At 33.5% G+C, this 11,993-nt stretch carries 9 protein-coding genes; 1 reads left to right on the forward strand and 8 read right to left on the reverse strand.

All coding sequences use genetic code 11. The features are described from left to right. Positions 1-46 precede the first annotated feature (46 nt). The 7 genes from HGO97_RS23445 to HGO97_RS23475 all read right to left on the reverse strand — a co-directional run bounded on the left by HGO97_RS23445 (position 47) and on the right by HGO97_RS23475 (position 7,407). Positions 47-553 (reverse strand): oligosaccharide flippase family protein, encoded by a 507-nt coding sequence (locus HGO97_RS23445; RefSeq protein ID WP_216245671.1) that lies wholly within the window; start codon positions 551-553, stop codon positions 47-49. Next, complete coding sequence (locus HGO97_RS23450; RefSeq protein ID WP_216245673.1) at positions 547-1,617, reverse strand: hypothetical protein; 1,071 nt, start codon at positions 1,615-1,617, stop codon at positions 547-549. The genes HGO97_RS23445 and HGO97_RS23450 overlap by 7 nt, the downstream gene beginning before the upstream one ends. A 138-nt stretch (positions 1,618-1,755) precedes the next feature. Then, on the reverse strand, positions 1,756-3,066 hold the full coding sequence (locus tag HGO97_RS23455; RefSeq protein WP_216245675.1) for a glycosyltransferase family 4 protein: 1,311 nt from the start codon (positions 3,064-3,066) through the stop codon (positions 1,756-1,758). Next, the gene (locus tag HGO97_RS23460) at positions 3,063-4,259 is read right to left on the reverse strand and encodes an O-antigen ligase family protein (protein WP_216245677.1); all 1,197 of its coding nucleotides are present in this window, start codon (positions 4,257-4,259) and stop codon (positions 3,063-3,065) included. The genes HGO97_RS23455 and HGO97_RS23460 overlap by 4 nt, the downstream gene beginning before the upstream one ends. Before the next feature lie 46 nt (positions 4,260-4,305). Then, positions 4,306-5,535, reverse strand: coding sequence for a glycosyltransferase (locus HGO97_RS24350; RefSeq protein WP_216245679.1), 1,230 nt, complete (start codon positions 5,533-5,535; stop codon positions 4,306-4,308). A gap of 9 nt (positions 5,536-5,544) precedes the next feature. Further along, positions 5,545-6,117 (reverse strand): acyltransferase, encoded by a 573-nt coding sequence (locus tag HGO97_RS23470; protein WP_216245681.1) that lies wholly within the window; start codon positions 6,115-6,117, stop codon positions 5,545-5,547. 15 nt (positions 6,118-6,132) lie between these two features. Beyond that, positions 6,133-7,407, reverse strand: a complete 1,275-nt coding sequence (locus HGO97_RS23475) for a glycosyltransferase family 4 protein (protein WP_216245682.1) — start codon at positions 7,405-7,407, stop codon at positions 6,133-6,135. 744 nt (positions 7,408-8,151) lie between these two features. On the opposite strand from HGO97_RS23475, the gene HGO97_RS23480 reads away from it, so the two are divergent. Beyond that, positions 8,152-9,783, forward strand: a complete 1,632-nt coding sequence (locus HGO97_RS23480) for an AAA family ATPase (protein ID WP_216245687.1) — start codon at positions 8,152-8,154, stop codon at positions 9,781-9,783. A gap of 171 nt (positions 9,784-9,954) precedes the next feature. Here the strand turns inward: HGO97_RS23480 and HGO97_RS23485 are convergent, their stop codons facing one another. Beyond that, the gene (locus tag HGO97_RS23485) at positions 9,955-10,896 is read right to left on the reverse strand and encodes a tyrosine-type recombinase/integrase (RefSeq protein WP_216245685.1); all 942 of its coding nucleotides are present in this window, start codon (positions 10,894-10,896) and stop codon (positions 9,955-9,957) included. Positions 10,897-11,993: the final 1,097 nt, after the last annotated feature.

Raw genomic sequence — 11,993 nt, forward strand, 5'->3', positions numbered from 1 at the left:
TCTATCACATGCTTGATGACCTGGGCTGAACTGCGACCAGCCTTTGCTAAACGGCGATACCCATGCGCTGAACGCGCTTCAGCGCATGGGCTAATCGCCCGGAATAATCAAACAATTTATAATGGTAATCCAATCCTACATACACATTGAAGTACAGGATAATTGCATTGGCATAACTATTGAGTATAAGGATATTTATAATAAACCTACTAAACTCAATTGTCCCAGAATATGCAAAATAAAAGATATTACCGATAATTAGCCATAACCCCAGGTTAACTATAGAAAGACCTACACACGAAGAGATATACTTTTCCAAATCATTCTTATACTTATACTTTGCGTTCTTAAAACTTGAATGTAAAGCCAGTCCTATAATCACAAAAAAAATACCGTCATAAGCAGCATATGTATTGTAAATGCCGTAGTCTTCAGTTGTCATTAGTCTGGCAAAAATAGGAATAGTAAAGAAACCAAGTCCTTTAATCAGGTAATTCCCAATAGTATACCCTATTCCTGCCTTTAATACTTTACTGCTACCTTTATCTACCATATTATATCCTTCTTTGACTGTAGGTACTTACAAATAATGCCTTGTATCGCTTCCTTTGAAAACACCGTATTTCTAATTCTAGTATTTTCATACACTATGTTTGCTTCATTAGCCTCAATAAGTATGTCATGTATATCTGTTAACTTTTCATACCCAATTCCAACTATAGAGTTATAAGCCAACAATTTTTGGGGTGCCACTGGTATACTGTCCAAAAATACGGTTTCAAGTAAAATTCCGCTTGTCCGCTCATTATATAATTTCATGTCATATGGCAATATGACATATCTAGATTCAGCAATCAATTTATAATATTCATCATTTCCTACATACTTATTTTTTAAGATAATATTAGGTTTTGTATTTGCCATGGTCTCTAGTCTCTTAAACCGTTCCATGTCTTGAGAAAAATTTCCTATAATAAGAACCTGAAAAGATAAAGTGGATGCACATTCAATTAGTTCTTCAATCTGTTTTGTGTTCCCCATTGTTCCCAGACAGACCATTTGTTGTTTCTTTTCACTTGTTTGATACTTTGAATACAACTCTTCTTTATAATAATAATCAGGAATAAATATGGTATTTCCAGGAATAGTTTTCAAGAAATTTTTATTTGTAACTATTACCAAATCCAACTTTCTAAGAACCATTCGAACTATCTTCTCACGCCACCCGCTACTTCCCCGCAATGGATTATAGTAAAGATTAATCCAGACTTTATTTTTATTTGAACCAAAAAGAAACAGATATAAAAACAGTGAGAAATCAACATTAATAAACCATAAGACTCCTTTTGAAGTACTAAAAATAGTATGAAGATTCTGCCACTTTTTCTTTAAGTTTTTCTTTTTATTATTAGAAAAAGTATAAATATAATTCGAAAGTTCATTTGTCTGTATTTTATCTTTGTTCTTAATCTCATTCAAATGGTTGCTAGGAGCTGCAACAGCAATATTCTCAAGGGGTAATAGTAAGTCAACAATTTCGTTTATGACTTTTACCGGATGTCCCATTGGCTTTCCATTTTTATCACTGTGTCCAATAAAATCAACAATTGTAATCATCTTCAACCTCTATTCCTTCTTTATAAAACATTTCATTTCTATTACTTAAATACACCCTTGGTCAGAGTTAAAGAAGTACCGGACTCTTTTTATCTGAAGTTATGTCTCCCTTAGTATATACAGTCCAAAATCATTAGTTTATTGCATAATTGTTTCTTCATAATTTGAAACATTAGATATCTCTTTATATATTTCAAGTAGACGCTTCAGATTGGCTTTTCTATCATGTGTTTTTCGAGCATGCTTCTGAGCTGCTCTACCCATTGCATATGCAGTGTCACTATCTGCAAAAATTTTTTTTACATAATATGCCAGCATATATGGAGCATCTCCTTGATATACATATCCTTCTTTGCCATGTTCTATAAGGTTTTTCACACCTCCTACATCAGAAGAAATGCAAGGTATTCCAAGAAGCATTGCCTCCCCTAATGAATTTGGAGAATTTTCAATAGAAGAAGGCGAGACAAAAACATTACTTTGAAGGAAATGTTCCTTCATTTGCTCCTCATTCAATGCCCCTGTGAAAGTTACATGGTTTTCGAGATTGTTCTTCTGGATCAAGTCTCTTATATACGCTGCGAATACAGAAAATTTAACCTTGGAATATAAAGAGTTCCTATTAACAATATTGTTACCAGCAATATAGAGATGTGTTTCTGGATATACTTTTACTATTTCAGGAAGAGCTCTCAGCATAAAGTGTAAACCCTTAATTGGTGTTGCCGCTTGACTCATAAAAATGCTATATCGTTCACAACCTTCTATTGTCCAACTCCCATAATAAAATGAATCGCGGAGAGATTCATTGCAAAAATGATACTTTACTGATGGATTGGTCTGTGTACAACAAGCTTCATCCCAATCAGTTCTTCCAATAACATGGTCCACTTGAGTTAATATCTCTGTTTCAAACAATCCTCTTTTTCTCATTTTCTCAGCTTGTTTTATCAGATTACCTCTTGCAATATTACTCAGTTGAAAACGCTTCAATTGATTGTAAGGAATCCCAGAATTGAAATGCATCCAGTAATAAGATGTCAACCCTTGAATATGTACTACTGTTTTATTAGGTTGATCAAAAAGCTCAGCAGCTACTTTTGCATGTGGGTATTCTGTACCAAAAATGTGTAGAATATCTGGTTTCACAGATTCTAAAATTATTTTTATATGCTTCCTCATCAAATTCGATTCATGAATCTGATCCTCTACAGGAAGAAAGCCAAGTAATTTAGGCTGTGAGAATGAATAAAATGCGATTCTTTCAATTTTCCCTTTAGTTATTTCTTTCGTCCCAAGAAGTGGAAAGCTTATGGTTAATTCAATACTATCATCATGATTAATCTCGTTTGCAAATCCAGTTAACCAACCACAGATGTTAGGAGTATTTATCCCAATGTGTTTTGCTATCAAAGGAATTGGAACATTACAGATCCATAATATTTTCATACGCACACTCTCTCCTCAGTATTTCTATTTGTAAAGTACATAAATCCCATGTAAATCGGATATGTTATTAAACTTTCAGTCATAAATAAAAGAAAAAATATTGCAATTATGATTACCCTATTAAGATTTTGGTATGTTCTTACTGCTCCCCAAAACATTTTAATTATTAGGACAGTACCAAAAAATACTCCAAAAAACTGCAACGCTGCAAATATACCGGATGAATTTCCTGTCATTCCAAATGAATTCCAAACAGATACTAGCTTTACACTCATTATTCCATATCCAAAAAGGGGCCTTTTTACCACAATATCCCAACTAGACACAATATCAAGAAGTCGTCGTGCGTATGATTCATTTGAAGACATAAACTTATTCGTAACAGTATTTGATGTTAAGATATATTGAATTGCTACTACTGCAATTGCCAGCAACAATACAATCTTGATTATAGTGAAAATAAGATCCTTCGATTTTTTATTCGATTCTTGAGAATAAAGCACAACAAAATAAGCAAACATTATTCCAAGAAGGATATATCCCGCAGTTGACATTGTTGTTAGTACTGTGAAGGCTAGTATAGCTAAAACTGGATAATTACCTTTCAATTTCCTCTTATTAAAAATAAACAAAATGGCCAGAATTATATATCCTTGAAAAGCGCCTGGCTCCCAGAAAGGACCAGCATTTCTTCCAAAGATATATCCCCAGCCCCAGGTATGAAACCAGCTAATTGTATATCCTGGAAGGATTTTTATATCAGCAATTTGCTTAACAAAATCTGTATCAGTAATCTGAATATAAAAACAACACAGACTGATTAAGGCTATGCCTGTCATAATAACAACATATTTTTTTTGGAATTCATCAGGCGAAATTACACTTAAAACACATATTACACATATGATTTCTATGAACAGAATTATATAGTCTTTGTAATTGGCAGAACTTAATGAATCCATATTTCCAAATAAATTTAAAAATAGGAATATACCAGCTACAAAGATATTAATAATATTTCTCTGTGAAACCCCTTGGTGTTTTTGCCATAATAATAGTAGAGTTATGAAAACAAACACTATGGTAGTCTCAAATCTATAGACCTGTGTAAAAAATACACATCCCGATAATATAATCATTAAGAGAACTGCAAAATATTCCAGTATCTTTACAGGCTTAATTTTTATTTTCATCCTTTCTCACCCTTTTCTACAAATGAACAAGTTCTTTTAACAGATTTTAGTCCTTTGCCTTATTTTCCTCCATTATCCAGTTCCAGATACTTTCACATTGTTTTACACTATTTTTATGTTTCAGTATGTATTCCCTCGCTGCTCGTCCTCTATTTCTTATCACGTCGGTTGATTCATGTATTACTGATTCTATGGTTTCTTTAACAGAATCTATGGTTTCCTTTTCTATTGTTACCAGATAGTTATAATACTCTTCAGGTATTCCATCTAGCTTAAAGCTTAGAACCGGAACCCCTGTTACCATATATTCAAACAATTTTGAAGGAAAACAATATGAAGAAGCCGGCTCTGATGGTAATCGCATATTAATGAGTAATGTTGCTTTTTTTTGCATATTAAGTACTTTCTGTCTAGATGGTAGAAAACCAAAATACTTAATTCTCTGATCGGAATCCATACACTTCTTAATAAAAGATTCCGCGTTGCCTCCGCCAGTAATCCATAGTTCTACATTTTTTTCTTTTATCTGCATAAAAGCATCCAATAGTAGACAGATTCCATAATCTATATCAAGTTTACCTGAATACATGATGATGATATTCTTCTCCATATTATTCTTAAGAGGTACCATATCTTCTTCTACATCGTTGTAACTGCCCTCCATTAACATCCATTTACCATCTGGTATTTTCAGAAACTCTGCCATTTTTTTTGCATATAAGATAAAGCCATCAAATTGTTCTTGCATTTTTTTGATACTTATCCAATCAATACGCTTTAAAGCAGCTTTCAGCTTACTTTCTCCTAAATCCATAAATTGAGGAAGATCTGTAACAATTAAGTATATTTTGGCATCTTTAATCTTTCTTTTAATCCAGCAAGCTGTCGCCATTGACGCTGAACGCATGGAATAAACAAGTATAATTAATTCACCATGTTTATATCTGCTTTCAACCCATTTTCTAGCTTCTCGGAGCATTGCATTCTTACAATATAAGCGGTTTACATATTTGTCATTCCTATACCCAACACTAATATCACGGCAACCACATTGGTGTTCCCACTCTACTGGAAGTATCTCTCTATCTTCATATATGGGATATGGTGGAAGAACACTACCATTTATTGAATCAAACAAAAGGCCGGTTACTTCCTCTAGGCCCGATATCAGATTTTTTTGTGACACTTGTGCAGAAGCGAGATCATAGCCCTTTTTGGCCTTATTTTTAAATTCAATTTCACTCTCCAAGCAGCCAATCCATAAAAGTTGTCTCACGGTCTTACCTCATAATTTCTTAATAATTCTTGCTGGATTCCCAGCAATCACACACTTATCTTCAAATATCCCACTAACCACAGCACCTGCTCCTACAACACAGCCATCCCCAAGGATAGTTCCTTTTAAGATAATGGCATTGCAACCTATAAAACAGTTTCTTCCAATATATATTTCCTTGCACGGCACAAGATTGCTATCACCGCCATGAACATCTTGTAGCAATCGCAACCGATTCTCAGCATCAATTGGATGAAAATCATTATCCAGTATCTTACTATTCCCGCCTATACAGGTGTTTTCTCCTATATAAATACCCTTTCTGGCATAAATTGTTGCACCGCTTATTCCCACATTATCTCCAATTGAAATCTCAGCCCCAAGAGATCTTGTCACAATAATTGTTCGGCTGTAAAGACCAACTAGATTACTCAGAAAGCTGCTCCGAATAGTTACATTTCTACCAATTTTAAGTATTGCCCCTCTTTTATTGAAGATAATAGGAATACCTTTTAATAATAGTTTTTTTCCATAATCAACTTTTGTTGCTTTCATTACTAGCTTGAACCAGTTACTATTCATGTAATATCCCCTACACTAAAGCTTTAATATTTCATCAACATATTTCTTTACGGAAGCTTCCCTTGTCAAATTCCGTATCAAATTTTCGTGACCGCGTTGCCCCATTTCAACAACTTTACTACTACCGGCATTATTCAGGAACCAACGAATATGTTTTTCTACAAGATTATAATCTCCTGGTTCACAACAAAGTCCACTTTCCGTTTCCTCAATCAGACAGCGAATCTCGGTCCCCTGTTCCAGTACACCAAGCACCGGTTTTGCAACAGCTGCTACTCCATAATACTTGCTAGGACAACTTACCCCTTTGATTCCCTTAGCATTTACACACCAGTGAACGTCTCCGGCGTTAAGGCTATATATTAAATCATCTTTATTCTGGTAAGGTATAAACACTACGTTGTCCATACTATGTTCTCTTGTATAGAGAATTAATCGATCTAGAACAGAACCATTACCAACAAAAGCAAAAATTACTTCTTTAGCATTTACAGTTTTTGTTCCTGGTTTGAATTTCTCTATAACTTTCATCAAATTTTCTAAGTCATAGTACAAGCCAATATTTCCGGAATACATAATAACGAACTTATTTTCCAGCCCATATTTTTTCTTAAATGCAATAACCTTATCATTACCAGCAGAAAGAGGAAAAATTTTTGTCTCATCGATCCAATTATTAATCAAGACAGATTTTGGAGGGTTTTTCTTAAAGCGTCTGTTGAGTGTCTCACTTAGATCTCTTCCTACTGTGATTACCAAATCACTTTGTTTACAGCTAAATTTGTCCAGCATCATCATAATCTTCAATGCTAATTTGAGTTTGCTGTATTTGACAGCTATGGTCTGTTCAGGATTAAAATCCTGGATGTTGTATATATACTTGGCATGCTTTGTCCACTTCCCCCAGACCCCAAGCATCCCTCCGAGTATGGGGGGCTGAGATATAGAAAATACATAATCTTGATCGCCCACTTTAAAGGTTGCGGTCATGGCACCAAAGAAGTAGCTTAGAATATTTTTTATACGGCTTATTTTATTGGTTTTGTTAAATTCAGGTACTCGAATACGAAGAACATCTACACCATTAATGTTTTCGTAGTAATACTTTTGAGTTTTGTATTTAGCTTGAATAGTGCCAAGATAGCTTGGAACTGTACAAATCACCGTTATGTTGAAAGTATCCAACATTCCTTCAGCAAGTTCCCTGAGAATTTGACCAGTTGACGCCGTATCCGGCACATAGTAATGGGCATATATGAGGAGCCGTTTTTTCTTCCCTTTATGTACCATGTGTTAATCTCTCCATATTTATTACTTAGGCCACAAGATATTTAGTGTAAAAATCTATTTTTCTTATCACTTAAATATCCATGATCCTCCATGTAAGTAACACCAAATAATTGTTATTATTGGTCTGGAATAAATCTTTATATTGCTTCTCATTTTTGCTGTTATATCAGATTTTTTAGTTCTTATTTTAAATTTATAACTTATAATCTTACAATTTACTTTCTGAGAATCTAAGTCTTCACAGCCCTCCCCCTTATTAGTACGTATATCAATCAAAGAATTGTTACATATTTTTAAATGTTTTCTTAAAATCGCATATTGAATATACAATCCCAAAATCTTCAATATCACTTCTGATTGTTTATCAAATTTTTAACTTTGCGAATTTAAAATCATTTGTTTTTCAATCCTATTTTTCCTTCAAAAACATTAAAAGTTGGCATGGATTCCTTTTTATTTGATATTTTTATAAAAATTGGGATATAATATAACCATGGCGATATCCAGCCTGAGGCTTTTGCAAAACCTTATGATTTAAATTGGTTAATACATCATAAAGATAAAAATCATCAAACTGACTACAGAGGGTAGACATCGTGCAAAGTCAATGTTATTCGAGATATTTCAGGAGTATTGCTAGAAAATTAATTTCATTGGATAAAGCGGCTAATTATGTATATAACTATATAAATTAGTGGGAAATCTGTTATACTAAATACATTGAATGGAAAGGATGATAGGAATATGGGACTCTATCTTAATAACCCAGATATTTATTCACTATATAAAAGTGAAACAGTAAGACCGTATTTTGTAGATAAGTCTTTGATGTTACAGGAATTATTCCCTTTGGTTGAACAGGGGAAAAATTATATTTGCATTACCAGGCCTAGGAGATTCGGAAAAACGGTAATGGCTAATATGATTGGCTCATTTTTTGCAAAAAGCATTGAATCAAACGACATATTTGACTCTTTGAAAATTTCAGAGACAGTTGGGTATCATAAGCATTTAAATAAATATAATGTCATTTATATCGATTTTAGCAGGTGCGATGATGAGTGTGATAATTATCGTTCTTACATTACACATATTAAGGAGCTGCTGAAAGATGATTTACATACTGCTTATCCTGCTTGTAGATTTCGGGAAAATAGTACTGTTTCGGAGGATTTGCAGCGAATTCATCAGGAAACCCAAGAGCGCTTCTTATTCGTTCTGGATGAGTGGGATGCGATTTTCCACATGCCATTTGTACAGGAAAAAGATAAAAAATCCTTCCTGCTTTTTCTGAAAGGTTTGTTGAAGGATCAGGCATACGTTTCATTGGTTTATATGACAGGAATTCTGCCAATTGCCAAATACTCAAGTGGATCTGAACTGAATATGTTTATGGAATACAGTATGGCTGTTCAGGAACGATATAGTGACTATTTTGGTTTCACAGAGTCCGAGGTCGATCAACTATATCAGCGTTATATTGAACTTACGGAAAAACCAACTGTAAGCCGGCAGGGACTAAAACAATGGTATAATGGATATCACACCGCTTCTGGAGAACGTGTATACAATCCTAGGTCTGTCGTTGCTGCTTTGAGTAATAATAACCTTTCCAGTTATTGGACCAGCTCCGGCCCATATGATGAGATTTTTTATTATATACAAAAAAATATAGCGGATGTACGCGATGATTTAGCCCTCATGGTAGCCGGGGAAAACGTTTCTTCGAAAATCCAGGAATATGCTGCTACATCAACAGATCTACGCACCAAGGATGAGATTTTTTCAGCCATGGTTGTATATGGATTTTTAAGTTACGAGAATGGAACTGTATCTATTCCTAATAAAGAACTTATGGATAAGTTTTCGGATATGCTCCAAAAGGAACCTTCTTTAGGTTACATTAACCGATTTGCCAGAGAATCCGAACGAATGCTTCTCGCTACAATAAATGGTGATACAGATACGATGGCAGAAATTTTAACTTATGCACATGATACAGAGACACCTTTGTTATCCTATAACAGTGAAGCCGAACTGTCTGCAGTTGTGAACCTGGTTTACCTGGCCGCCCGGGAAACTTATGATATTCAACGTGAAGATAAAGCAGGGAGAGGGTATGTTGATTTCATTTTTTATCCTAAGTTTGATAAATCAGCAGATTGTATGATTATAGAATTAAAAGTAGATCATACACCAGAAGAGGCAATTCTTCAAATCAAAAATCGTCAGTATATCATGCGTCTGAATGGTAAATTGGGTGAAGTCCCGCAATATACTGGTCGTATACTTGCTGTTGGGATTGGATATGACAGAGTAAAAAAAGAACATCTCTGTAAAGTTGAGGTGATACGCGATAAATTAAAAGATATTTAACAGATGCAATTAGGATTCTTTCATTATAATATAAAACCCTATTATCATAATCATCCTTTTAGCAATTTTTTTGAAATTACTAAAGTATATCTTAGTGAAGCATACTTTAGTAATTTCATTTATTATAAATGATATTTGATATAAGTAAGGTTTTATCAACAGGCTAATTTCTTAGACAACGTTTATAAAATTTCTCCCATTATACTTCATGAGAACCTCTTTCTTCCTATTTAAAGAGACTTCCGTATAGATTTGTGTCGTCACAATACTATTGTGTCCCATCAATTCCTGAACATCCCTGATATTTGCTCCATTATTTAGAAGTTGTGTTGCAAAACTATGACGTAGAAAATGTGGAGTTGAATGCGGGTTTATCTTGGATAAATCTCTATATTTATAAAATATATTTTCAATGCTGAAAATGCTCAGACGCCCTCCAGATTTATTTACAAACATCGCAGAATTTTCTGGTTCCAGCTCCAGCCTTGTTAAAAGCCAATGATTCAGTTTTTGACAGACAACGGGAGAAGAAATAAAAAGCATACGTTCTTTTTTGCCTTTTCCACGTATTAGAATCGAACAATCTTCCCTATTATAATCTTCTATATCCAGAGCAGCAACTTCCCCGATCCTAAGCCCTAGACAAAACAATAGTTCTATGATACACATATTCCGAATACATAAACGACGGTGATAGTCAGAAGAAACTGTTTGAAATTCTGCCGATACGGATGAAATCAGGCTTTGTATTTCTGTTTTAGATAACGTTTTTGGAAGATTTTTTGGGATTTGAAATTTTCTGGATGAAAACTTAAAGAAAACCTCGTTCATATTCAAGGTTTTATTTAAAAAATCGCAGTACTGTCTGATGGAAACATATTTACGACGGATACTGCGGCAGGACAACTCAATTTCATTTTGGAGATATAGGAAATACAGCATCACTGCTTCAGCATTTAAATCATTTTGATGGCGCAGTTCCATCCAGCTAATCATGTTGTCAACATCATTTTTATAGGCATATAAAGTTTTCTCTCCTAAATTACGTTCTATAGAAAGAACTTCTATAAACTCCTGGGCGAGTGCCAACTGCTGTCTTTGATTGTATTTCATGGCGAACACCTCTCTCTTTCGTAAAAGTTTACATGGGATATAAAAAGGAGAGAGAAAACCTGGAGAACGTATATGGGGGAGAGGATGTCTCATATTGATTACCTATCAGGATTGAAAAGGAACAGCTTTATTATCTCATATTTCTTAGTTATTTTCTACAAATATATATTATACGTAAATATTCGATATATATAGAAATATATTCGAAAGATATCATAAGTGCATATCAAAGAAAATGCTGTTCCAAGTATCCCCAAAATGAATTATGCTTTTTTCTAACTTGAATATTATGATTTTTTTGATGCAAGCAGAGTTTCATACCTTTCTTAAATCTGCTATAGATTCCCTTGGGTACCAATGTGTTAATGAGAGGTATATTTTTGAGATTTTACAGAAAGATCGGTATGTATATCAGATTATAACTATTGTACTGTTCTTCTTAAATTGGAGACTTTAAAGACAACCTCTCAATCCAATATAAACAAATGATTTTTACTAATTAAATAGATTCCTACAAGTGAACTACTTTCAACTTATTTAAACTATTCTATTATCTTTTTGTCATACCCCAATCTGAGGAAATCCCAAACATCTCTCAGTAATTCATTCCCCCAAAAATTGACTTTAATTAGAAGCCAATAGATCAACATTACTTTTACTTCGTATTATTAACTACGTAGTAAAACTTGCAAAAGCAATTCAGTAAGAATAGAACTGTATTTATTTAGAAACTATTAACAATTTTAGGAATAAAAAGAGTTAATACCAGTATTAAAAATTATATATATAATGTGAAAAATTCTGAATTTTAAAAGCATTTTCTGATATTTAAGATTGACACCATTACATTCGTACAGTGGGAGAAAGATATATATGAGAGATAAAGTTTATATTTTTTTGAATACATATAGCTGAATTACTAAAAACCAGATAATTTTAAGCTTTAAAAGGAAATGTGATTAAATTAAGAAGATTTATTCCAGACCAATAATAACAATTATTTGGTGTTACTTACATGGAGGATCATCGATGCCTAGTAGAACCGTGGAGACAACAAATGTATCTAAGACTGAAAGAACATTAAAAAAGAAGTTACT

Source organism: Faecalicatena faecalis, assembly GCF_012524165.2.
In the GTDB taxonomy this organism is placed as follows: Bacteria; Bacillota; Clostridia; order Lachnospirales; family Lachnospiraceae; genus Faecalicatena_A; species Faecalicatena_A faecalis.

Coding starts and splice junctions, on each gene's coding strand:
- HGO97_RS23445 (WP_216245671.1), bottom strand. CDS start 553: ATGGTAGATAAAGGTAGCAGTAAAGTATTAAAGGCAGGAATAGGGTAT.
- HGO97_RS23450 (WP_216245673.1), bottom strand. CDS start 1,617: ATGATTACAATTGTTGATTTTATTGGACACAGTGATAAAAATGGAAAG.
- HGO97_RS23455 (WP_216245675.1), bottom strand. CDS start 3,066: ATGAAAATATTATGGATCTGTAATGTTCCAATTCCTTTGATAGCAAAA.
- HGO97_RS23460 (WP_216245677.1), bottom strand. CDS start 4,259: ATGAAAATAAAAATTAAGCCTGTAAAGATACTGGAATATTTTGCAGTT.
- HGO97_RS23470 (WP_216245681.1), bottom strand. CDS start 6,117: ATGAATAGTAACTGGTTCAAGCTAGTAATGAAAGCAACAAAAGTTGAT.
- HGO97_RS23475 (WP_216245682.1), bottom strand. CDS start 7,407: ATGGTACATAAAGGGAAGAAAAAACGGCTCCTCATATATGCCCATTAC.
- HGO97_RS23480 (WP_216245687.1), top strand. CDS start 8,152: ATGGGACTCTATCTTAATAACCCAGATATTTATTCACTATATAAAAGT.
- HGO97_RS23485 (WP_216245685.1), bottom strand. CDS start 10,896: ATGAAATACAATCAAAGACAGCAGTTGGCACTCGCCCAGGAGTTTATA.